The following is a 21,578-nucleotide window of genomic DNA, read 5'->3' on the forward strand; positions in this document are numbered from 1 at the left end:
GTTTGAAAACGCTGTAAAAATAATGATGACTCATGTTGGTGAAGACCCAACTCGCGAGGGCTTAGAGAAAACTCCTCAGCGGGTTAGAAAAGCATATGAGTTTATCTATGGCGGATATAAAGAAAATCCAAAAGAGATACTAGAAAAAGCACTTTTTACAAGTTCTAACGATGAGATGGTTTTGATAAAAGATATAGAGTTTTATTCAACTTGTGAACATCATCTTTTGCCTATTATCGGGCGAGTTCATGTTGCTTACATACCTGATGGTAAAGTTGTTGGACTCTCAAAAATACCGCGAGTTGTAAATGTTTTTGCTCGTCGTATGCAAATTCAAGAACAACTTACTGAGCAAATCGCAGATGCTATTATGGATGCTATTGCTCCAAAAGGTGTAGCTGTCGTGGTTGCCGCGAGACATATGTGCATGGAGATGCGTGGGGTTGAGAAGATAAACTCAACCACAACTTCCTCAGCGCTTAGAGGTTTATTTAAAAAAGACCAAAAAACAAGAAGTGAATTTTTTCTCTCTCATTAACTCCCCAACAGGCACAAGATATTAATGCCTTTTAAATCACTAAAAGATAAAATTTCTTCAAAAAATTATTCAGTATCTTTTGGTGAGGTTGTCAAAATAAATGCTACAATCATTACTGCAACGGGATTAAAAGTCAGTATTAGTGATTTAGTTAAAATTATTTCTAATACTTCATCTCAAGAAACAATAGGTATGGTAACCGAGATAGATGGTTCCACTTTTTTTATAACACCATTTAGTTTTGTAGAAGGATTTTGTTCTGGAGATAGAGTATTTTTAGACCAAACAGGTATGAATATTCCAGTTGGAGAAGCCTTACTCGGAAGAGTAGTTGACCCATTTATGCGACCAATAGATGGAAAAGGCAATATAAATTCATCTAGTCTATCCCCAATCATAAAATCACCTATCGCTGCAATGAAAAGAGGTATGATAGATGAAGTTTTTAGTGTTGGAGTTAAGAGTATAGATGGACTTCTAACTTGTGGTAAAGGGCAAAAACTTGGCATCTTCGCTGGAAGTGGTGTTGGAAAATCAACTCTAATGGGAATGATTGTAAGGGGTGCTCAAACTCCCATAAAAGTTGTTGCACTTATAGGAGAGAGAGGTAGGGAAGTTCCTGAGTTTATAGAAAAAAACTTAGGAGGTAACTTAGAAAATACTGTAATTATTGTCGCAACTTCAGATGATTCTCCATTGATGAGAAAGTACGGAGCTTTTGCTGCTATGAGCGTTGCTGAATTTTTTAAAGATAAAGGACTAGATGTTCTTTTCATTATGGATTCTGTTACAAGATTTGCTATGGCTCAAAGAGAAATTGGTCTAGCTCTTGGAGAACCTCCAACTTCAAAAGGTTATCCCCCTTCATCTTTAACTCTTTTGCCTCAACTTATGGAAAGAGCTGGAAAAGAAGAAGGAAAAGGTTCTATAACTGCCTTTTTTACAGTTTTGATAGAGGGAGATGATATGAGTGACCCTATTGCAGACCAATCTCGTTCTATTTTAGATGGACACATAGTGCTTTCTCGTGAGCTTACAGATTTTGGAATTTATCCACCTATTCACATTTTAAACTCTGCATCTAGAGTAATGAATGATATTATAAGTAAAGAGCATCTAGAATCCGTTATGAAATACAGAAGATTATACACACTATTAAAAGAAAATGAGATGCTTATTCGCATTGGTGCTTATGTAAAAGGAACAGACTCAGAACTTGATGAAGCGATGAACAAAAAAGAGGATATGGAGAAGTTTATGTCACAATTCTCAGATGTTCAAGTTCCATTTGAAGATACAAAAGAGAACCTTATATCTCTTATGTCCGCGAATCAAATATAATAGAAGAGTTTACCCAAGCGTCTCTTGAAGGTACCTCTTCGCTTGGGAGCGTAATGGCTAGTTTTTTGTTTGTTTGTGCTTCATACTCTTTCATTAAGTTTATTATTTCAACATCTTTTGTAAAAATATCTATATAGTTATAGATAACGCTTTTAGCAGCCTTAGTTTTAGTGTTGGATAAAAAGAATTTAATCTGTGTTTGAAAACTTACTCTAAGTAAATCACCAACTTTCTCTTTTCTGGCATCTAGAGTTATCAACTCTCCAAGAACAGCTTTGATGCTTTGTATATTTCCCTTAAGAGCATATTCTTCACACTCATCGATTAGCTTAGAGTAGTGTTTTTGTAGAAGTTCTCCAAGGTCGCTAAAGCGTAGATGCCCATAGAGGTCTATGAGTTCATAACAAGAGTAAAAATCACTTTTTGCATAAGCTTCTGAAGTTGAATCATATCATCACACATAGAATAAAGTTGATCTACTTTTTCATCAAATCCGGGAGTCATTTCTATTTTTGATAAGCTAGTTTTTGCTAAAGAAATATTGTTCTTTTTTATATAGGCTTCGATTCTTTTTATTGATTTCTCTATATCGTTTGATAATGTTTTATAGATTGGCATCTGTGTAAAAAGAGAATTTTTTATACAAATCTCATGTACTTTTTTAAAGTCTTGACTCTCAAGAGCCTTTAAAAACTCTATAAAAAGAGAATTATGTCTTAAAATAAGTTCGATTATTGGACGCTTTGAAGCAACAGTTATATAATCTTGAAATAATGCTTTTGCATATTCAGGCTTGCCTAAAAGTATGTGCCTTTGTGCATTTGTAAATGTTTCTTTCCATCTTTTTTCCATACTTGCATACTGTTTTGTTAGTTTTAAAGCTGGATATTTAGTACTCATCGCAAAGCCAAGAGCATGTTTTTTTTCTGCATATAAAGTTTTAAATCTATTGTAATGCTCAAAGGACTTAAACAAAAGAATTATAGATTCTTTTTTTGAGGGAACTTCGTTGTAGATTTCCATGAACTCTTTTGCGATAGTTAATTGTTGATTTATTAGTGCCTCAGCCGCATTTTTATAAGCAGTATTGTAGATTTTTTCTAAGGCTCTATGCTCTTTTGTATTAACTAACATGGGCTCCCTATCAACAAGACCATGTGCTTGGGGCAGGGCACTTTGAAGGATTAAAGAGTTTAGTCTTTTTACACTTGGAAGTTGAACATGAACTATGTTTTTATCTTTTAAACAGACCACCAATTCACTTGCATCTAGGGCAAAAACCTTATAGATATTTTCTTTAAATGTTATATATTTGTTGTGAATAATTTTATGCTCTTTATAATCAATAATTATCATAAAGTTAGTGTTTGCATTCACAATTAAGTATTTTGTTTTAGGAATGAGAGTAATTTGAGATATTTTTTTTACTGCTAAGTTTAAGCTTTTTATCATCGTGTTATCTCTTATGGAGATGAACTGTAAGTTTCCATCATTATCAGCACTTACAATGGTGTTTTCATTTAAAAAGCATAAGGCTCTTTTGGCCGCTGTTGAATGAAGCAGTACAGTCCTGTTCGCAAAAGAAGAAATATCTATAATAAAAATCGCTCCCCCATAGCCACTAACAGCTAGTAAGTTTTTGTAAAAGCTAAAAGCACTAACAAAATTTTTTTGATTCTTGTTTTTGGTCTTTGATGAGGAAAAGAACATAATCTTGAGAGTTGAGTTGAAGAACTATGTTTAAAAAGAAGAACTCTACCATCTGTATTTCCTGCAATTATGTATTGCGAAGTTGGGTCAAAGGTTAAGATATTTATGGTATTTTTATCTAATTCAATAGTTTGTAGTATTTTCTTATCATACATATTTGCAATGTATAGATGCCTTGAGCTTGTAAAAGCTATAAGTTTGGTGTTTGGTGAAATGCATACTGCAGTAGTATTAAAATTTAGATTTGCATTTTTAAAACTTAGCTGAATATCACAACTTTGAGAATCAACGATTTTTGCTCCATGATATTTAGTGCTAATAGCAAAAGAGTTATTGTTTAGTTTTAAAAAAGATGTTATCTCTGAACGAGCTTGTAAGCAGTCACTAATTATTGGCATATAAAATTATATGTAAAAAAGGTAGTTTTGAGGCTTAAATGGAAGAAGAAATTGAGCCACAAAGTGGCTCAAAGAGTTAGATTAGCAAGATGGAACATTTCCACTGTCATTAGCATACTCAAAAAAGAAGTCATAATAATGAGGAAGATATTTACCCTTTAAAGCTTTATCTTTTACGCTTGGACATATTTTTTTAAGTTCAGTTGCAAGACCAGCACCATTACCAATAACTTTCCATTCACCCTGAGAGTGTTGAGTCGCCATTTTGGCACCATTCATATTACAAGCACCTTTTAATTTTTTAAGGTAAAGTTTTTGTCCTTTAGCAACATCAGCACTTAATGTAACTGAACTCATGCTAAGCATTACAACAGCAGCAAGTATAATTTTAACGATTTTATTCATTTTTAAATCTCCTTTTAATGATTTAAGTTTATCTTATATATGATAAAAGTTATATATATTATCAAACTAATTTATTATATTAATGAAAATGTAACAAAAAAGTAATAACTTTTTTATTTATTAAATCTTTCATACATATACTTAGCCATATCTTTGGCAGAATATTGCATTCCAGCATCTACAATTTTTTCTCTATTGTGCTCCATAACTATGTGACCTTTATCGTCTTCTATGTCTGTTAAAGAATCTCTAATCTCTTCTTCACTTTGACCTATCATAGTTGGAGTTAATTTTTCAGTATTTCCTGAGCCATTAGATGCGTGACACTCTATACATTTAGTATTATAAATTTCTTCTATGGTGTACTCTTTTTTTATTGCATTCTCTTTTATTTTTTTTACTTCAATAACCTTTATTTTTTGGACTTTTGGAGTAGGTTTGGTTAGAGTTTGTTCTTTTTTTTCTTCACTACACCCGCCAAAGATAAATAAAGATAAAATTAAAACTACTGTTTTATAGTTTTTCATTAGTGAACCTCCTCATCAAGATTAAATAATTTTGTACCAAAATAATACATTGCAATACAAAGTCCAAGCCCACCAGCAGAGATTAGCATCTCAGATGCTGAAGGAAAATACTCTATCCAAGTAGGTGCGAGTTGATACTCTGTTTTTTTAAGCATCATTAGTGGTTTTAGTTGAGTATCGTGAACAAGGTTGTATCTCATAAAAAATATACCAACCATACCTATCATTGAAGCCCAAAACATAAGAACAGGACTCTTACCAAAGTCTTTTAAAAAAACTAGTAAAGGGATAACCATAGCAAGAAGTACTTCAAGGTGAAAAGTTGTGCTTCCTAGTATATGAATCGCCACTTCACTTCTTGTTGGCATCCCACCATAAATGTCTGTTAGCATTTTCCAAATCACTAAAAAGATTAGTATTGAGATAAGTAAACCCTGTATCTTTGCTAAACCTTCTAAAAGTTTTTTTGCTTTTTTGGAAAAATTTAGTTTGTATTTAAAACCATACATGATAAAAGCTAAAAATATACCCGTTATAAATGCTGTTAAGATAAAGTATATAGGATAAAAAACACCATTTGAAATAGCTCTAGCATTTAAAAAACCAAATACTCCACCTAAGTTAGAGTGAGCTGCTAAACCAACCATTAGACCAATTAGTCCAAATATCTTGGCATTTTTCATGTCGTTTTTTAGTAAAAAGTAAAACTCAACAATCATAAAAGTAAGGTAAGTTCCATAAAGTGTTCCCATCCACCAAATAGCAGAAGTTAAACCTGGACTTATAACATTGTATATAGCCATCGTTATAGGGTGACCAATCTCAAAAATGATAACAGCAAAACCTGCAAGTATCGTGACAATAGAGCCAAAAATAGCTCTTTTTGAAATCATCTTATAATCTTCAAAGCCAAAAACATCACCAAGAGAACCAACTATACAAAGACCAGTTGAACTAACAACAAAAAATACATAAACAGCTAGTAAAAGTCCCCATGGATGTTCTCTTGTTACATTATATGAGTGATGACCCTCTGTTAAAAATATTGTTGCACCAGTTGCAAAGGCAGCAAGTAAAGCCATCGTAAAAACAGCTAAAAATATATTTGTTGGAGTTTTTTCAAAACTAAAGAGTGACCGAAAAGAAAAATCTTCTCGTATTGGAATAATATTGCTTATTTTCATCATATCCTCCTTATGTTAGATAAAACAGTTTTGGATTTGTACCAAGATGTGGCTTGAGAGTATAATGCTCTCTAGTTCTGAGTACTTCACTTATCTCACTATCTGGATCATCTAAATCACCAAACACTCTTACTTTTGTTGGACAGGTGTTTTGACAAGCAGTAGTAGTCTCACCTCTTGCTAACCTAGTTTCAGTACAAAAGTTACATTTATCAACTGTCATGCTTCTGTCTTCTACATATCTCGCATCATAAGGACAAGCGTTCATACAGTATGAACATAAAATACATTTCTGGGCATCTACTCTAACTACACCATTCTCGTCAGTATATGTCGCTTGTGTTGGGCATACATCTTGACAAGGGGCATCCTCACAGTGCTGACATTGACTTGGGTGAAAAGAATTTGAAGTAATATCTAGTAAAGGATACTCTCCTTTAATCTCTGCTACACCAACCCAAATTCTGTGTTTATCCGCACCCATTAAGATGCCATTTTCTTCTTTACATGCCACTTCGCATGCTTTGCAGTTGATACAGTTTTTGTAATCAAGTGCCATTCCATATCTAGCCATAAGTTACACCTTTCTTATTTCAACATTAGTTTCATGCATTGCCGCAGCACCATAAACAGGTTCGATAATATCTTCGATAACCATGTTATCATTACCACCATTTTTATATGCCCAAGTTAAAGCTTCACTTTCATGACCAAAGCCATGAACAAAAAAGACTTGATTTGGAGCAATTTTTTCAGTTGGGTATGCTTTGAGATGAGTTTTTCCAACTTTTGAACTAACTTCAATCATGTCTGCAAAGTTTATGCCTCTCTCTTTTGCAATGCGTTTGTTTATCCAAATAAAGTTTTCAGGCATTAAATCTCTTAGCATTGAGTTATTTCCTGTTCCGCTTTGAGTAAACTGTGCATGACGACCTGTTAGAAGTTTAAACTTTCCATCAGGAACTTTAAACTCATACTCATCTCTCCAAATTGGCATAGCATCTATACCTTTGGCTGTAAAAGAAGCTATAACGCACTCAACTTTTCCAGATGGAGTTTTTGGCTTTCCACCATTTGTTTGGTAGTATTTTTTTGCTTCAGGATAGTATTGAAACTTATTTGCTGAGAGTTGTTTATAATATCTATCTTGCTTAGGATAAAAAACACCATCTTTATGAAGTTTCTCTGCTGCTCCAATATACATTGCCAAAGTATGATGATTTAACTCTTCTTGTGTATGTTTAAATGGTAAAGTTAAATCAAACTCAGCATAAGTATCTTCTTCGCCCTCATCTTCTATTGCTTCTTGAATCTCTTCATCATATTTTTTACTGATTTCAAAAAGAGGTTTAGATATTTTAGTTGTTAAACCACGCATGATATCGATAACGGGTTTTGTTTCAAACATAGGGTCTATTACTTTGTTTCTTTGAGCAAAAGATGGCTCAATTCCGCCAAATGTTTTAATAGGGTCAGTTCTCTCCAAATAAGTACATTCAGGGAGTACAACATCGGCGTACATTACAGTATCACTCGGCATAGTATCTATGGTAACAACAAGCTCCATTCTCTTTAGCATCGCGGCTGTTTTTGCGGTATTTGGCATATTCATCATAGGATTATGTTTATAGCAAAACATACCCCTAACTTTATAAGGCATAACATTCTCTAAGTATCTGTTTCTCCAACCAATCCAAGAACCACCACCAGAAACAACGGCACAGTCACTGTATCCAACATGTCCTTCTTTATCTGTAATTTTTACAATTGCTCTTGCCTTTGCTTTTTCATAAAGAGGTTGTAAGCCTTCGTGTGGTTTTAGTGGTAAGCCAGTTCCAAAAACAAGACCACCTTTTGTGTCTATCCCTGCATGCATTGATTGAAAAATTGCCATTGCACGGCGAAGTTGAAAGTCATTTTTAGCAAAGGTACTTCTTCTTCCTGGGTAGTAGATAGCTTGAGGAGCTGCTGCTGCAAACTCTCTAGCGATGGTGTAAATATCTTTAGCTTTTATGCCCGTTAGAGGCTCGGCCCACTCAGGAGTATATTTGTTTGAAAGAACACTGTCTTTGTATTCGTCCCAACCTTTAAAATTATCTTTTACATATTGTTTGTTAAATAGTTTTTCAGTAATAGTTACATAAGTTAAAGCTAAAACAAAAGCTAAATCAGTTCCAGGTTTTATAGCTAACCACTTGTCTGCTTTTGCTGCAGTATTTGTAAATCTAGGGTCGATGCAAATAAGCTTTGCTCCACGACCTTTAGTTCTTTTAAAAGCATCCATAGTGTCTGGAGTAATGATAGCTTCTGCTCTATTTGCTCCAGCCATAATAATATATTTTGCATTCTCTAAGTCAGCTTGTGGATAAGCCCCAATAGTTACACCATAACCAGATGCAACGGTTTGTAAACATATAGAAGCATGATTTAGCCAGTTAGCAGAACCAAAGGCTTGATAAAATTGTTTAAAAGTGTGTTCTGCCATTCCTTCACCTGCACAAAAAAGTAAAGATGAACGGTTGTCTTCTTCCTCTTCTAGTATTTGCGAAAGACCTGTGAATTTATCTGTTCCATTTAGGATAGCTTCGTAAGCCTCATCCCATGTAACTCGTTTAAATTTTCCTTCACCTTTTTCTCCGATGCGTATCATTGGAGATTTCAGTCTGTCAGGGTCATAAAGTGCTTGGATGCCAGCATTTCCTCTAGCGCATAACATATTTTTAGATTTTGGAAACATTGGATTGGGATTTAGTTTTGTAACGATGCCATTTTCAACTCTTGCTAATGCAGCACATTTGTTTACACACATTTCACAAAGAGTAGCTACATCATAACTTTCTCCTGTTCCTGTCTTAGTATTTTGAAATGAAACTGCTCCTGATGCTACGCTTGGTGCATGATTGCTTGATAATAGATTTGTACTTAAGGCAGATGCACCTAGGATACTCATACTAACAGTGCCTTGAAGAAATTTTCTTCTTGAGACTTCTACTTTCATAAGTGATACCTCCTATTCATATTTTAAAAATAATTCTTAGTGAATAAAGCTTTATCTTGTAACTTTATCACAAAAAAATCACATATACAAAAGTATAATAAAACTTATCTTACAAATAACTTTAACTAATAGATAATTGTCTATTAGTTAAAGGTTTTTTACTTTTTGATATCTATGTCTTCAACCATCCCTTTTTCAAACTCTTTATGACAGGCAAAACAGTTTGACTTACTCTTGATTTTATCAGATTTAAAGACACTTCGTTTTATATTTTTATGAGTTTCTCTCCAATATCTTGTTTTTGAAAAAGCTATTCGTCCACTTCCAGCACCTTGTGAGTTTATAACTTTTACAGAAATTTCTCTTGTACTGTTATTGGCACTATTATTTTTTAGGTATTCAAATATAAGTTTTTGATTTTGCAAAGAGATTTTGTGATCTTCTTTTTTTTCATTTTCTGTAATTTTTCTACCAAAATGATTTTTAAGTCCATTTTGTATTTTTTGCCATGATGAAGTTGGTAACATAAAAGGAGGGAAAGGTTTATGGCAAGCTCCACACTCTTTAAAGTAGATAGGGTTATCTTTTTCATAAAGCAAAGGTTCATGTTTATGTGCAACAAAGATATTATTTCTATCATATATAGATACAAAAAACACCATAAAACATATAAAAAGAAAAACATAGGTAAGACCTTTTTTTATAGTTGCTGTTTGAGAATCTTCTCCTTTTGCCTTTTTATATCCCGTAATCATTGTAAAAACCATATTTGTTCTGTGATAAAACTGCTCCGTTAAAACACCTAAAATATGAATAATTGCCCAAGTAAGTAAAATATATGAAGAGTAGATATGAATATCTAAAAGTATAAACATATACTCATAATAATGATTGTTTAAAAAACCAAGAACACCATTACCTTCTTGGATACCAAAAAGCAAAAGACCAGTAATGGAGATAAGAGTGCCAAGGGATACTACTATGATGGTAAACCAACTAGAGGCGGGGTTATGTCCTGGGGGAATCTCCCTAAAGCGATTTTGTATTTTTTGAATAAAGTAAGATTTTAACTCAACTAAAGAGAGTTTGAAAGTAGAAAATTTTGCATATCTAGGACCAATAAAGCCCCATAAAATTCTATACAAAAGCATGAGCCCAAAAATAATTCCCATGGCTACATGAAGATTTAAGAGATTTTCTTCAAGCGAAAAGATAAAAGAAAAAGAAAAAGAAAGTGCTATAAGCCAGTGAATTATTCTGCTATATATGGGCCAAACATAAACATGATTTTTTCTTTTGTTCATAAGATTAGTAAATCTTATTTACTAAAAGTTGAACAGAAACCCTGTTGTTAAATTCATTTTTTGTAACTGAGTATTTGCATGTTATTTTTCTGTTTTGTGGCATCTCATAAACTTTACGAAAAGCGATGAGTTCAAGAGTTTTTCTTTGATGTGGGTATTGTCTTACTTCAATTCTTGAGTGTGACTTATCACTTCCCATAAGTTTTATACTAACAACCTCAGCATCTTGTAGTAAAATGAAGGACGAGGATTTGCTTCGCCATAAGGCTCAAACTCTTGTAGTAAATCTAAAAGTTCTAAATCTATCTCATCAGTAGATAAAATACCAAGAGCATCTTCTTTTGGTAAAAAATCATTCGGGTTTAGTTTAGATGCACTTTGATTTATAGCATCTCTAAAAGCACTTATATCTTTTTCATTAAGTCCTAATCCTGCAGCCATTTTATGACCGCCAAACTTACTTAACAAGTGTTCACTTTCTTTTATTAGTTCATAGATGCTAACATCGCCAATACTCCTAGCACTTCCTTTTGCTACGCCATCTTTTATACTCAATACTATGGCAGGTTTTCCAAATCTATCAACAAGTCTTGCCGCAACGATGCCCACAACTCCTTCATGCCAACCTTCATTTGCCACGACTATGATGTTAGCAGTAGCATCTACGCTCAACATTGCTTCTTTTGTCGTCTGAGCCTCTGTTTCTTTTCTTAGGTCGTTTAACTTGCCTAAGAGTTCAAACTGCTTGTAGGCCTTATTTGTGTCTATCGCTGTGAAAAACTCTAAGGCAATAGATGCATCTTCTAGTCTTCCTGCCGAGTTTATACGAGGAGCAATCATAAAGGCGATATCTTCACTAGAAATCCAAGACTTATTTAAAAAATCTCTTATTATTATAGAAGAAGGACGGGAAGAATTCATAAGAACTTTTAAACCCTCTTTTACAAGAGTTCGATTTATATCTACAAGAGGCATAATATCTGCAATAATTGCAATGGCTAAAATGTCTAAAAATTGTTTCATATCAATGTCTAGATGCAACTCTTTTTTAACAAGTGCTAAAAGCAACCACGCAACCTGTGCTCCACAAATCTCTTTAAAAGGATACTTACAAGTTTGTAGTTTCGGATCAACAATAGCATAAGCATCTGGTAAAAATTTAGAAGGAGTATGATGGTCTGTTATGATGAGGTCAATACCTTTTTCTTTACAAATTTTTGCAGCCTCAATAGCGGAGATGCCATTATCAACCGTTATAACTAACTCAGCATCTACTCTTTGCAAAACGCTAGGAGATACACCGTATCCATCTTTAAATCGATTTGGTATGATAACTTCAAGAGGATATGGAATCTGTCGAAAAAAGTCCACCATTATTGCACTTGAACTTACTCCATCAACATCATAATCTCCAACCAAAGTGATTTTTTCTTTGTTGGTAATAGCATTGGAAATCCTCGTAGCTGATTTACTCGCATCTTGAAGTAGAGCAGGGTTTGGAATTTGTGAGAGTTTTTTTTCTTCATCTTTAAAACGAGAGGAGAGAGTGTTATAAAGTTCTTGTTTATTTAGTGTTTTCAAGTTTTGTTAACCTCGAATAAATTCGAGGTTCCTTAGTTACTGTGCGTTTAAACTAGCTTTTACAAAAGCCAATATCACAGGGTTTGGAGTTTGAAGTCTCGAGGTAAATTCTGGATGGAACTGAACACCTAAAAACCATGGATGATCTTTAATCTCAACAGTCTCTATAAGTCCGCTAGCTTCCCCTGTTACCATCATTCCAGCTTTTTCTAATTCTTTACGGTAAGATGGATTCGCTTCATATCTATGACGATGTCTTTCTAAGATAGTTTTTTCTCCGTTGTAGGCATTTCTTAAGATTGAGCCAGCTTTTGTGTCACAAGGATACTCTCCTAAACGAAGAGTTCCTCCCATTGGAGATTTATGAGTACGAAGTTGAGTGCCTCCACTTTGATCTAAAAAGTTATCTATAAGATAAATCATTGGGTGAGGTGTATCTTTGTCAAACTCAATAGAATTAGCACCTTCAAGACCTAAAACATTTCTAGCATACTCAACAAGTGTTAGTTGCATTCCAAGGCAGATGCCAAGATAAGGAACTTTGTTCTCTCTTGCGTATTGTATCGCTTTGATTTTACCTTCAATACCGCGATTTCCAAAACCACCAGCAACTAAAACAGAATCACAATCGCCTAAAAGCTCTTGGGCCCCTCTCTCTTCTATCTCTTCGCTATCAACCCAATTAATCTCAACTCTAGTATCTAGGTGAGCACCGGCGTGGATTAAAGATTCTGTTAAAGATTTATATGCTTCTTTGAGTTCAAGATATTTCCCAACAAAACCCACAACAGTTTTGTTTTGTGGTTGAACTATTTTTTTAACTAAAGTATCCCATTCTCCCATATCTGGATTAAGGTCGCCAAGGGAGAGTTCTTTTGCAATAGGCTTTAAGATATGTTGTCTTAAAAAAGTAACAGGAATATCATAAATTGTAGCAGCATCTAGAGCTTCGATAACGCTATCTTGTGGAACATCACAACTCATTGAAAGTTTCTTTTTAAAAGTTTTTGGAAGAGGTCGTTCACTTCTTGCGATAATCATTTGAGGAGTAATTCCGATACGGCGAAGTTCTTGAACAGAGTGTTGAGTTGGTTTAGACTTCATTTCTCCAGCAGCTTTTATGTAAGGGATAAGAGTTACATGAATGAAAAAAGTTCCAGCGACTTCATCATCATGTTTCATTTGACGAATAGCTTCCATAAAAGGTAAACCTTCTATATCTCCAACTGTTCCACCAAGTTCTACAATAAGAATTTCGTGACCTTTTCCCGCTTTTTTTATGCGATTTACAATCTCGCCAACAATATGAGGAACAACTTGAATAGTTTGACCAAGATAGCCACCCGCGCGCTCACGCTCGATTACGCTAGAATATACTTGCCCCGTTGTAAAGTTAGATGATTTTAGATAAGAACTATCAAGAAATCGTTCATAGTTTCCGATGTCAAGGTCAGTTTCTGCTCCATCTTTTGTAACAAAAACCTCACCATGTTCTAGTGGGCTCATAGTTCCAGGGTCAACATTTATATAGGGGTCTATTTTTAACATACCTATTTCTTTACCTGAGTGTTTAAGTAAAGTACCAACACTAGCAGCAGTAATTCCCTTACCAAGAGAACTTAGTACACCACCAGTTACAAAAATATATTTAGTCATAATTCACACTCCAAAAAGATTTTAATAATCGCGAATTATAGTATAGAATCTCTTAAAATATGTATAGTTACAATTAATTATTATATAATGCTTTTAAAAAATATAAGGTTTTTGATGGACTCGACTCTTCTTTATATCGTGATGGCACTGGGTGTTTCAACTGTTTTAAATCTGTTCTTAAGACGACTTGGTGTTTCATCAATTATTGGCTACATTATAACTGGTACTATTTTGGTTTATGCTTTTGATTTGAGGTATTTAAATGATTCTCATACCTTAGAGTATATTGGTGAATTTGGTATTGTCTTTTTAATGTTTACTATTGGTCTTGAAATCTCTCTAGCGAAGATGGGGAGTATGAAAAAAGAGATATTTTTAAATGGTTTTATGCAAGTAGGTTTTACTGCTCTTGTTATTTACGCTATTAGTCATTATATTTTTGGGATGCAAGAAAGTTCTGCTTTGATTCTTTCTCTCGCATTTGCTTTATCTTCAACCGCAGTGGTCTTGAGTTATTTGAAAAGTTCAAAAGAGATATATTCTCCTTATGGACAACGAGCAACAGGGATACTTATTTTTCAAGATATAGCAGTTATCCCTATTTTGATTTTGCTTGGATTTTTAACAACAGAGGGAGATCAGTCCATTGTGATAATCTTACGAGATACCGCAATAAGTGCTGTGGTGGTAATTGGTCTTCTTTTTGTTGTAGGTAAAAGGGTTATGACTTGGCTTTTAAAGTTTTCTGCATCTAGTGAAGTTGATGAGTTGTTTATGGGTTCGGTTTTGTTCATAGTTGTGAGTGCATCTCTTTTAGCATCGTTTATGGGGTTTACTCATTCTCTAGGTGCTTTTGTAGCTGGAATGATAATCGCTGAAACAAAATATCATCATAAAGTAGAGGTTGATATAGCGCCTTTTAAAGATATACTTTTAGGAACTTTTTTCATCATTGTTGGTATGAAAATTGATGTAGTCTTTTTTATGAACAATATCGCTTTAGTTGTAGGTATTTTTGCTTTAGTTTTAGTTTTAAAAACTATTATCATTTATGTTTTACTTCGTATAACTTCTCAACACTCAACTTCTTTAAAAACAGCATTGGCATTATCTCAAGTTGGAGAGTTTTCTTTTGTTATATTTGCTGTTGCTTTTTCTGCTAATCTTTTAGAACCTGAACTGGGAGCACTTTTTATACTTGTAGTTATTTTTTCTATGATGGTGACACCATTCTTTATAACTCGCATAAATGCCATAGTTGATTATTTTACGCATGAAGAGTATATGTCCTTAGATGTCACAGAGTTTGCCACGCGAGAAAATCATGTAATAGTTTGTGGATATAGTGTTGTTGGTAAGTTTGTTGCCGAGCATCTAGAGATGATGGATGCTCCATATATTGTTATAGACAACTCTCCAAAGCATGTTCAAGAAGCTATAGATAAAGGGCTAGAAGCTTATCTTGGAGATATGTCAAAACTCTCAATGCTTGAAGCCTTGCATACTGAAAGTTCATCTGCTGTGATAGTTACACTTGATAATATAGATAAAAAAAGAGCAGTTTGTGAAGCTGTTTTAAAACACACAAAAAACATAAACCTTATCGCAAAAGTTACTTCACTAGAACATAAAAATACTTTAAAAGATTTAGGCGTTGATGTTATAGTCGATGGTAAAATAGAAGTAGCACGAGTTTTAGTTGAGAGAATGCTTACTTGTCAGTTAAAATATAATACGAAGTAAGAAGAAAAAGGGACTTGTTCCTTTTTCGGACTATTAGTTAATTGCCTCTAGAACCTGGTTTTATAGCTTTACTTCCATCTTTGCACAATGGACAAGCATCTGGAGAGTACATTTCAAATGTGAAATCTGCAAGAGCAAAAAATGGTATATCTTGAGGAAGTTTACAGTTAGGTTTTGTTTGAATATCACTATGCTCTCGTTTACAAAAACCACGGTTTGCAAGTGCTGCAACACCAACTATCTCACCACCAAGTTCTTTTACAACTTTAGCCGCTTCCATAGCAGAACCACCTGTTGTAATGATGTCCTCACACATTAAAACTTTTTCACCATTACTTACTTCAAAGCCACGACGAATATTCATAACGCCATCAACTCTCTCAGCAAATATAAAACGAACCCCAAGAGCCTGAGCTAGGGCAAAACCTGCGATGAGTCCACCAAGTGCTGGAGCACAAACGGTGTCTATTTTAAGCCCGCTTTCTTTGATTTGTTTAGCAAGTGCATCTGCTAAAGTTTTTGCAGTTTTTGGGTCTTCTAACACTTTTGCAGATTGTAGATAAAACTGTGAGTGATTTCCACTGCTAAGTTTAAAATGACCTTCTAAAAGAGCATCTGCATCCATATATATATTTTTAACATCCATCTTGCTTACCTTTAACTGAATTAAACTTTTAGTATTTCTGTTTCTTTGTTTTTTAAAATAGTTTCTATTTTTGTAGTAAATTTATCAGTTGTTTTTTGTATAGAATCTTGAGCAGATTTTGATTCATCTTGAGTAACTTCTTTATCTTTTTCAAGTTTTTTTATTTGGTCATTAGCATTTTTTCTATCATTTCTTATAGAAACTTTTGCATTTTCACCCATTCCCTTCATTTGTTTAACAGATTCTTTTCTTTGTTCTACTGTCATCGCTGGAAAATATAGTTTTATTAGGTCACCATCATTGTTTGGACTTGCTCCAACATTTCCTGCAGAGATAGCTGACTCTATAATTGATAGTAGATTTTTCTCCCACGGGTTGATTACAATAGTTGTAGCATCTACAGCGATTACCGAGCCAACTTGATCAAGAGAAGTAGGAGTTCCATAATAATCGATTTTCACATTGTCTAAAACAGAAGTTGTTACCTTTCCCGTTCTAAGTGTTTTAAAATCTCTTTGCATATGTTCTATGCTTGATGCCATTTTAGTTTCACATGCGTCATATATTTCATTTAGCATTTATCTTCCTTAAAAAAATATTTTAATATTGTAGCGAGAATAGTTTAAAAGATGGAAATAGTTGCAAAAATGCAACTATTTTGTTGTGTTGGTTGTTTGAGTTGCCTCTTTTGCAACGGGAATAGCAACTGGTGCTGCGACAGGAGTAGTAGCAACGGGAGCAACAACTTTTGTTGTTTCAACGATGCCATCTACTACAGATGCTTGAGCACCACTTGAGTAAAGGTAACCAAGAGCAATAGTATTTGAAACAAATAAAAACCCTATAAGAAATGTAGCCTTAGCTAAAAAAGCAGTTGGTCCTTTAGCACCAAAAACAGACTCGTTTGAGCCACTATATGCGCCAAGACCTATGCTTGAGCTTTTTTGTAAAAGTACAGCTATTACTAGTATTACGACTAAAATTATCTGAACAATAAGTAAAAAACTAGTTGTCATTTATATATCCTAAGTTTAAAAAGTGGCGAATTATACCCAAATAATCTAATTATTACAAAATTGGATATAATTTCATAAAAATATTGGACAATTATGAAAGACTTTAGAAATGTTATTTTTATTTTAGTTATCGCTACTTTTCTCTTACAGATGTATGTTTCAAAAAAAGATAAAGAACTCCAACAGCAAAATGAAAAACAAAGCGTTGCTATTTCTACTTTTAGCATCTATGATATTGCCAAACATATTTCACAAGATACTTTTGAAATAACAATGATTCTACCTTTTGGCGTAGATGCTCATAGTTTTGAACCAACGCCAAAGTTAATGGCTAAAATTTTACAAAGCGATTTAGTTATTTACAGTGGAGCGGGACTTGAACCTTGGACACACTCTTTTGAGTTTAAGTCGAGAGTTGTTGATATGAGTAAATATGTGAAGCTTAATAGTCTAGATGCTGATGAACACTCTCATCATGCTCATCATGCTCACCATGAAGATGAAGCATCTGACCCACATTATTGGTTGGATATACAAAATATGATAATAGCTACAAAACTTGTTTGTACAGAGTTTATAAAATTATCTCCAAAAGATAAAGAGCTGTTTGAGACAAATCGAGATAATTATATAAAAATGTTAGAAAGTCTAGATGCTAAGTATAAAACAACACTTGAAAATTGTAAAAAAGACACAATCATAGTAAATCATAATGCATTTTCATATTTAAGTAAAAACTATGGTTTTGGTATTGAAGCACTAAGTGGTCTTTCTCCAGATGCTCAGCCAAGTGCTAAGAGTATGGTTAGACTTATCCAGCACATAAAAGAGCATAACATTTCAACTGTATTTTTTGAGAGTTTTGTAAGTGATAAGGCTATAAAAAGCATAGCGAACGAGGCAAAAGTTAGCGTTGATGTTCTTCAACCTTTAGGAAATATCACGCGTGATGAAGCTGATAAAAAACTCTCTTATAAAACCATAATGCTAGAAAATTTAGAAAAAATCTCAAAAGCTTTGGAATGTGAATGAAGTTTTCACTTCCTATCTTTGATGTAAAAAATCTTACTTTTAAAATAAAAGGTCAAGAGATACTTTCAAATATTTCTTTTGAGATTTATAGCGCAGAGTATATTGCAATCATTGGACCAAATGGTGGCGGAAAAACAACACTAATTAGAATTCTTTTAGGCTTAGATGCTCCCACTAGTGGCGAGGTTAGAATCTTTGGAAAAAAAATCAAAAAGTTTAAAGAGTGGGGGAAGATAGGTTATGTTCCTCAAAGAGCGACTCATGTAGACGCCTCTTTTCCTGCTACTGTGCAAGATGTTGTTAAGATGGGAAGAATCTCGCAAAAAGGTTTTTTTAAAAGTTTTAATAAAGAAGATGAATTAATCGTCCTAGATGCAATGCAAAAAATGGATGTTAGCGAGTTAAAAGATAAGATGATTGGAACACTCTCTGGCGGGCAAAGACAAAGAGTTATGATAGCTAGAGCATTAGCATCCAGACCAGAAATTTTGATTTTAGATGAGCCAAATACAGGGGTGGATGTTCCTTCACAAAAAAGGTTTTATGCCCTTTTACAAGAATTAAATACAAATGAAAAAATAACAATAGTATTTATTACCCACGATATAGGCGTGATAGCAGATGATATAGCTAGGCTCTTTACGATTAATCAAAAAGCAACAATCTGCAATAACCCAAAAGAAGCTTTGAGTTGTGAAGAGATGAGTGAGCTTTACGGTATAGATGCTCATCTACTTCACAACCATAAGCATGGGCATTAAGATGAGTGAAATGCTTTCCTACGATTTTATGCAAAGAGCTTTTTTGGCAGGTATGATTATTGCCGTTCTTGCTTCTGTTAGTGGAACTTTTATTGTACTTAGACGCTACTCGATGATAAGTGAAACTCTTGCTCACGCAGCTCTTGTTGGTGTTGCTGTTGGCTTGGTTGCAGGCTTGAACCCTATTTGGATGGCTGTGATTGTATCTATTTTATCGGCATGGCTTATCGAGTATTTAAGAGGTCAGTTTTCTTTGTACTCAGATGCTGTTCTAGCCATACTACTCTCTGGTTCTTTGGCAATAGCAGTAATCATAGTTTCTTTAGGAGGTGCTTTTAACAACTCTTTATTCTCTTATCTTTTTGGCTCCATTTTATCTGTAAGTACACAAGATGTTTGGACAATAGCAATATTTGGAGTACTGTGTTTAGGAGTTCTACTTGCCTTTTCAAAAGAGTTTTATTTTATTGCTTATGATGAAGAAGTAGCGCAAACAAGCGGAATAAAAGTCAAATTATTAAACTTTTTACTTGTGAGTATTGTTGCTGTTATTATTGCTCTTTCTATTAGGGTTGTTGGGAGTTTACTTATTGGGGCATTGATGGTTATACCTACTGTTTCAGCGCTTCAGTTTAGACAGGGTTTTGTAAAGACAATTCTTATCTCTTTAGTTTTTGCTCTACTTAGTGTTATCTCTGGCATGACCCTTTCTTTTTACTTCTCACTTCCTTCTGGGGCTACTATCGTATTGTCTATTTTAGTTATTTTCATAGTTTCTTTAGTTAGTAACAAAAGATGAAGGTAAGCTCAGAATTTTCAAAACATGCTACGGAGTACGGTAGCTATAATATAATCCAAAAAAAAGTCATAAAAAAACTACTCAAAAATGTTAAAGGAAAACCTAGAAATATTTTAGATTTAGGTTGTGGTAGTGGTAGTTTACATGACAGCCTTACATGGAAGTATAAACATTTTACAGGTGTAGATTTCGCGGCTGGCATGCTTGAACTACATCCAAAAGCAAAAAATTGTGAATGCATCTATGGTGACTTTAACGATAAAACACTTTTTGAAAACTTATCAACATATAGTTATGATTATATTTTTTCAGCATCTGCTTTGCAGTGGGCAGATGACCTTGAGATGGTGTTTAAAAATATAAAAGAGTTGAATGCACCAGTAGCTTTAGCTATTTTTACGCAAAATACTTTTAAAACTTTAAGTGAAACAGCATCTATAAAACCACTTTTAAGAAGTGTAGATGCAATAAATAAACTTCAAGAAAAATATTTTGACGCAAGTTTTGAAGTTGTAGAGTATAAATTAGAGTTTCACTCAACAAGAGAGATGTTTAAGTATATAAAAAACAGTGGAGTAAGTGGTGCTAGAAAAGTGCTAGATTATAAACAAACGAAAAAACTACTAAATGAGTATCCGTTAAATTATTTAGAATTTGAGGTTGTTTTTATTCACTCTCTTTAAGAACTATTTCTTTTTCAAGATTATAAAGTTCATATCTGATATATTTAAAATTCTCACTATATGTTATATTGCTAAGTTTAAAAATTTCTTCTAAAACTCGTGAAGACTCTTGTGCCCTTTTAAAGTTTGCAAGAATTATACTTTTTATATCTATTCTAGTTAGTTCACTTTTTGTAGAAGGACGAAGAACATCGTTTATGCTATCTCTGTATGTCAAGAGTTCTGTAGTTTCTTGAATGATTGCTTTATGTCTAAGTTCTTTGAGTTGTTTTGAGAGAGTTTTGTTGTTGTCACGATAACGCATAATATCTTCTACTACGCGAATACCTTCTTTTAGTCTATTTATGTTTGCATCACACACCCGAAAAAGTTCGGGTGATAGTTGATTTTTAGTCATCGCCACCAAATATTCCAAATAGATGTAATAAAGCAGTGAAGATATTTAAAAAGTCTAAGTAAAGTGCAATTGCTCCGTCTATTGGAGTTTCATAAGCACCCCTCATAATGTTTTGAGTATCATAGATAACTAGTACGCTAAATAGTAGTACAACAGCTCCAGAGATAATAACGCTGAACATTGGATTGCCCAAGAACATATTAAGTACTGAAAAACCAATGATAACAAAAAGAGCAATCATTAAAGGTTTACCATAAGATGTAAAATCTTTAGTTGTTTTAATAGCGTAAAAACTCATAGCACCAAAAACTACTGATGTCATTGCAAAAGCATTACCTATAATAGCACCGCCTCCAGCCATGCCAAGTGTTCGTGCAAGCAAAGGAGCTAGCATTAAACCTGTCATAAATACAAAAGCAAACATAACCATAAGGTTAATCCCGGGCTTATGTTTTACAAAGTGAAGACCAATTAATAGTCCGATTTCCAATAAGAACAGTGGTAAAAACCACGCGGCAATAGCTTCTGCTAGAGGAACACCAACATAAGCGCCAACTGCGCCAGCCATCATAGATGCAGCGAAGAGTTTATATGTTTCTTTTACAAAAGAGATAATTTGTGTGTCGCTTTTTGCGGCATTTTCATAAGTAAATGAATCGCTTCTAGCGTAATCACGGTCATATAGTCCCATATTTTCCTCCTTAAGGAATAGTTTTGTTGAGAGGATTTTATATTTAAAGAGTTAATGCATAGCAACAAAGAAATTTATTCTATACTATATAAGTGTAATTTTACAATTTTTGTTATTAAGATAGTAAAAATAAACACTTTAGTTTAAATTTATATATTTCTTTCAAAT

General features: G+C 33.7%; 23 protein-coding genes and 1 pseudogene. 7 read left to right on the forward strand and 17 right to left on the reverse strand.

Annotated elements, in window-relative coordinates:
• Window positions 1–22 precede the first annotated feature (22 nt).
• Window positions 23–563: pseudogene (gene folE / locus MOV50_RS06590) on the forward strand (GTP cyclohydrolase I FolE).
• Window positions 563–1,879, forward strand: a complete 1,317-nt coding sequence (fliI, locus tag MOV50_RS06595; RefSeq protein ID WP_321779603.1) for a flagellar protein export ATPase FliI — start codon at window positions 563–565, stop codon at window positions 1,877–1,879. Before folE ends, fliI begins: the two are co-directional and overlap by 1 nt.
• On the opposite strand, the gene MOV50_RS06600 is transcribed toward fliI, so the two are convergent.
• From MOV50_RS06600 to MOV50_RS06655, 12 genes are all read right to left on the reverse strand, one after another.
• The gene (locus MOV50_RS06600; protein ID WP_321779604.1) at window positions 1,857–2,138 is read right to left on the reverse strand and encodes a hypothetical protein; all 282 of its coding nucleotides are present in this window, start codon (window positions 2,136–2,138) and stop codon (window positions 1,857–1,859) included. The genes fliI and MOV50_RS06600 overlap by 23 nt on opposite strands.
• Window positions 2,139–2,269: 131 nt before the next feature.
• Entirely contained in the window at window positions 2,270–3,589 is a 1,320-nt protein-coding gene (locus tag MOV50_RS06605; protein WP_321779605.1) for a hypothetical protein, read from the reverse strand.
• The gene (locus tag MOV50_RS06610; RefSeq protein ID WP_321779606.1) at window positions 3,508–3,987 is read right to left on the reverse strand and encodes a hypothetical protein; all 480 of its coding nucleotides are present in this window, start codon (window positions 3,985–3,987) and stop codon (window positions 3,508–3,510) included. Before MOV50_RS06610 ends, MOV50_RS06605 begins: the two co-directional genes overlap by 82 nt.
• An 81-nt stretch (window positions 3,988–4,068) precedes the next feature.
• Entirely contained in the window at window positions 4,069–4,392 is a 324-nt protein-coding gene (locus MOV50_RS06615; protein ID WP_321779607.1) for a cytochrome C, read from the reverse strand.
• A gap of 113 nt (window positions 4,393–4,505) precedes the next feature.
• Window positions 4,506–4,919, reverse strand: coding sequence for a cytochrome c (locus MOV50_RS06620; protein WP_321779608.1), 414 nt, complete (start codon window positions 4,917–4,919; stop codon window positions 4,506–4,508).
• On the reverse strand, window positions 4,919–6,103 hold the full coding sequence (nrfD, locus tag MOV50_RS06625) for an NrfD/PsrC family molybdoenzyme membrane anchor subunit (protein WP_321779609.1): 1,185 nt from the start codon (window positions 6,101–6,103) through the stop codon (window positions 4,919–4,921). The genes MOV50_RS06620 and nrfD overlap by 1 nt, the downstream gene beginning before the upstream one ends.
• Window positions 6,104–6,113: 10 nt before the next feature.
• The gene (locus MOV50_RS06630; RefSeq protein WP_321779610.1) at window positions 6,114–6,677 is read right to left on the reverse strand and encodes a 4Fe-4S dicluster domain-containing protein; all 564 of its coding nucleotides are present in this window, start codon (window positions 6,675–6,677) and stop codon (window positions 6,114–6,116) included.
• 3 nt (window positions 6,678–6,680) lie between these two features.
• Window positions 6,681–9,101, reverse strand: coding sequence for a molybdopterin-dependent oxidoreductase (locus tag MOV50_RS06635; protein ID WP_321779611.1), 2,421 nt, complete (start codon window positions 9,099–9,101; stop codon window positions 6,681–6,683).
• Window positions 9,102–9,259: 158 nt separating this feature from the next.
• Window positions 9,260–10,405: a cytochrome b/b6 domain-containing protein gene (locus MOV50_RS06640; protein WP_321779612.1), complete on the reverse strand. Its 1,146-nt coding sequence runs from the start codon at window positions 10,403–10,405 to the stop codon at window positions 9,260–9,262.
• Between the two features lie 4 nt (window positions 10,406–10,409).
• Entirely contained in the window at window positions 10,410–10,604 is a 195-nt protein-coding gene (locus MOV50_RS06645) for a hypothetical protein (RefSeq protein WP_321779613.1), read from the reverse strand.
• A 5-nt stretch (window positions 10,605–10,609) separates the two neighbouring features.
• Entirely contained in the window at window positions 10,610–11,986 is a 1,377-nt protein-coding gene (gene recJ / locus MOV50_RS06650; protein WP_321779614.1) for a single-stranded-DNA-specific exonuclease RecJ, read from the reverse strand.
• A gap of 36 nt (window positions 11,987–12,022) precedes the next feature.
• Entirely contained in the window at window positions 12,023–13,642 is a 1,620-nt protein-coding gene (locus tag MOV50_RS06655; protein ID WP_321779615.1) for a CTP synthase, read from the reverse strand.
• 114 nt (window positions 13,643–13,756) lie between these two features.
• Here MOV50_RS06655 and MOV50_RS06660 point away from each other — a divergent pair, with 114 nt between their 5' ends.
• Window positions 13,757–15,385 carry a cation:proton antiporter gene (locus MOV50_RS06660; RefSeq protein WP_321779616.1) on the forward strand — a complete coding sequence of 543 codons (1,629 nt, stop codon included), beginning with the start codon at window positions 13,757–13,759 and terminating at the stop codon, window positions 15,383–15,385.
• 37 nt (window positions 15,386–15,422) lie between these two features.
• Here the strand turns inward: MOV50_RS06660 and pyrE are convergent, their stop codons facing one another.
• The 3 genes from pyrE to secG all read right to left on the reverse strand — a co-directional run bounded on the left by pyrE (window position 15,423) and on the right by secG (window position 17,047).
• The gene (gene pyrE / locus MOV50_RS06665; RefSeq protein WP_321779617.1) at window positions 15,423–16,031 is read right to left on the reverse strand and encodes an orotate phosphoribosyltransferase; all 609 of its coding nucleotides are present in this window, start codon (window positions 16,029–16,031) and stop codon (window positions 15,423–15,425) included.
• Between the two features lie 20 nt (window positions 16,032–16,051).
• Window positions 16,052–16,609 (reverse strand): ribosome recycling factor, encoded by a 558-nt coding sequence (frr, locus tag MOV50_RS06670; protein WP_321779618.1) that lies wholly within the window; start codon window positions 16,607–16,609, stop codon window positions 16,052–16,054.
• Window positions 16,610–16,684: 75 nt separating this feature from the next.
• On the reverse strand, window positions 16,685–17,047 hold the full coding sequence (secG, locus tag MOV50_RS06675) for a preprotein translocase subunit SecG (RefSeq protein ID WP_321779619.1): 363 nt from the start codon (window positions 17,045–17,047) through the stop codon (window positions 16,685–16,687).
• A gap of 93 nt (window positions 17,048–17,140) precedes the next feature.
• Here secG and MOV50_RS06680 point away from each other — a divergent pair, with 93 nt between their 5' ends.
• The 4 genes from MOV50_RS06680 to MOV50_RS06695 are packed head-to-tail and all read left to right on the forward strand — an operon-like array spanning window position 17,141 to window position 20,322.
• Window positions 17,141–18,079, forward strand: a complete 939-nt coding sequence (locus tag MOV50_RS06680) for a metal ABC transporter substrate-binding protein (protein ID WP_321779620.1) — start codon at window positions 17,141–17,143, stop codon at window positions 18,077–18,079.
• Entirely contained in the window at window positions 18,076–18,840 is a 765-nt protein-coding gene (locus tag MOV50_RS06685) for a metal ABC transporter ATP-binding protein (RefSeq protein ID WP_321779621.1), read from the forward strand. Before MOV50_RS06680 ends, MOV50_RS06685 begins: the two co-directional genes overlap by 4 nt.
• Window position 18,841: 1 nt before the next feature.
• A complete protein-coding gene (locus MOV50_RS06690; protein ID WP_321779622.1) occupies window positions 18,842–19,639 on the forward strand; it encodes a metal ABC transporter permease in 798 nt (265 codons plus the stop codon).
• Window positions 19,636–20,322 (forward strand): methyltransferase domain-containing protein, encoded by a 687-nt coding sequence (locus tag MOV50_RS06695; protein ID WP_321779623.1) that lies wholly within the window; start codon window positions 19,636–19,638, stop codon window positions 20,320–20,322. Before MOV50_RS06690 ends, MOV50_RS06695 begins: the two co-directional genes overlap by 4 nt.
• On the opposite strand, the gene MOV50_RS06700 is transcribed toward MOV50_RS06695, so the two are convergent.
• Both MOV50_RS06700 and MOV50_RS06705 read right to left on the reverse strand, forming a co-directional pair.
• Complete coding sequence (locus MOV50_RS06700) at window positions 20,306–20,719, reverse strand: thiamine-phosphate pyrophosphorylase (RefSeq protein ID WP_321779624.1); 414 nt, start codon at window positions 20,717–20,719, stop codon at window positions 20,306–20,308. The genes MOV50_RS06695 and MOV50_RS06700 overlap by 17 nt on opposite strands.
• On the reverse strand, window positions 20,712–21,410 hold the full coding sequence (locus tag MOV50_RS06705) for a Bax inhibitor-1/YccA family protein (RefSeq protein ID WP_321779625.1): 699 nt from the start codon (window positions 21,408–21,410) through the stop codon (window positions 20,712–20,714). Before MOV50_RS06705 ends, MOV50_RS06700 begins: the two co-directional genes overlap by 8 nt.
• Window positions 21,411–21,578: the final 168 nt, after the last annotated feature.

Source organism: Sulfurimonas sp. (assembly GCF_029027585.1).
Classification (GTDB): domain Bacteria; phylum Campylobacterota; class Campylobacteria; order Campylobacterales; family Sulfurimonadaceae; genus Sulfurimonas.

Bases quoted from the DNA above. Each gene is read 5' to 3' on its own strand.
- fliI (WP_321779603.1), top strand. From the start codon at position 563: ATGCCTTTTAAATCACTAAAAGATAAAATTTCTTCAAAAAATTATTCA.
- MOV50_RS06605 (WP_321779605.1), bottom strand. From the start codon at position 3,589: ATGTTCTTTTCCTCATCAAAGACCAAAAACAAGAATCAAAAAAATTTT.
- MOV50_RS06610 (WP_321779606.1), bottom strand. From the start codon at position 3,987: ATGCCAATAATTAGTGACTGCTTACAAGCTCGTTCAGAGATAACATCT.
- MOV50_RS06615 (WP_321779607.1), bottom strand. From the start codon at position 4,392: ATGAATAAAATCGTTAAAATTATACTTGCTGCTGTTGTAATGCTTAGC.
- MOV50_RS06620 (WP_321779608.1), bottom strand. From the start codon at position 4,919: ATGAAAAACTATAAAACAGTAGTTTTAATTTTATCTTTATTTATCTTT.
- nrfD (WP_321779609.1), bottom strand. From the start codon at position 6,103: ATGAAAATAAGCAATATTATTCCAATACGAGAAGATTTTTCTTTTCGG.
- MOV50_RS06630 (WP_321779610.1), bottom strand. From the start codon at position 6,677: ATGGCTAGATATGGAATGGCACTTGATTACAAAAACTGTATCAACTGC.
- MOV50_RS06635 (WP_321779611.1), bottom strand. From the start codon at position 9,101: ATGAAAGTAGAAGTCTCAAGAAGAAAATTTCTTCAAGGCACTGTTAGT.
- MOV50_RS06640 (WP_321779612.1), bottom strand. From the start codon at position 10,405: ATGAACAAAAGAAAAAATCATGTTTATGTTTGGCCCATATATAGCAGA.
- MOV50_RS06645 (WP_321779613.1), bottom strand. From the start codon at position 10,604: ATGGGAAGTGATAAGTCACACTCAAGAATTGAAGTAAGACAATACCCA.
- MOV50_RS06655 (WP_321779615.1), bottom strand. From the start codon at position 13,642: ATGACTAAATATATTTTTGTAACTGGTGGTGTACTAAGTTCTCTTGGT.
- MOV50_RS06660 (WP_321779616.1), top strand. From the start codon at position 13,757: ATGGACTCGACTCTTCTTTATATCGTGATGGCACTGGGTGTTTCAACT.
- pyrE (WP_321779617.1), bottom strand. From the start codon at position 16,031: ATGGATGTTAAAAATATATATATGGATGCAGATGCTCTTTTAGAAGGT.
- frr (WP_321779618.1), bottom strand. From the start codon at position 16,609: ATGCTAAATGAAATATATGACGCATGTGAAACTAAAATGGCATCAAGC.
- secG (WP_321779619.1), bottom strand. From the start codon at position 17,047: ATGACAACTAGTTTTTTACTTATTGTTCAGATAATTTTAGTCGTAATA.
- MOV50_RS06680 (WP_321779620.1), top strand. From the start codon at position 17,141: ATGAAAGACTTTAGAAATGTTATTTTTATTTTAGTTATCGCTACTTTT.
- MOV50_RS06685 (WP_321779621.1), top strand. From the start codon at position 18,076: ATGAAGTTTTCACTTCCTATCTTTGATGTAAAAAATCTTACTTTTAAA.
- MOV50_RS06690 (WP_321779622.1), top strand. From the start codon at position 18,842: ATGAGTGAAATGCTTTCCTACGATTTTATGCAAAGAGCTTTTTTGGCA.
- MOV50_RS06695 (WP_321779623.1), top strand. From the start codon at position 19,636: ATGAAGGTAAGCTCAGAATTTTCAAAACATGCTACGGAGTACGGTAGC.
- MOV50_RS06700 (WP_321779624.1), bottom strand. From the start codon at position 20,719: ATGACTAAAAATCAACTATCACCCGAACTTTTTCGGGTGTGTGATGCA.
- MOV50_RS06705 (WP_321779625.1), bottom strand. From the start codon at position 21,410: ATGGGACTATATGACCGTGATTACGCTAGAAGCGATTCATTTACTTAT.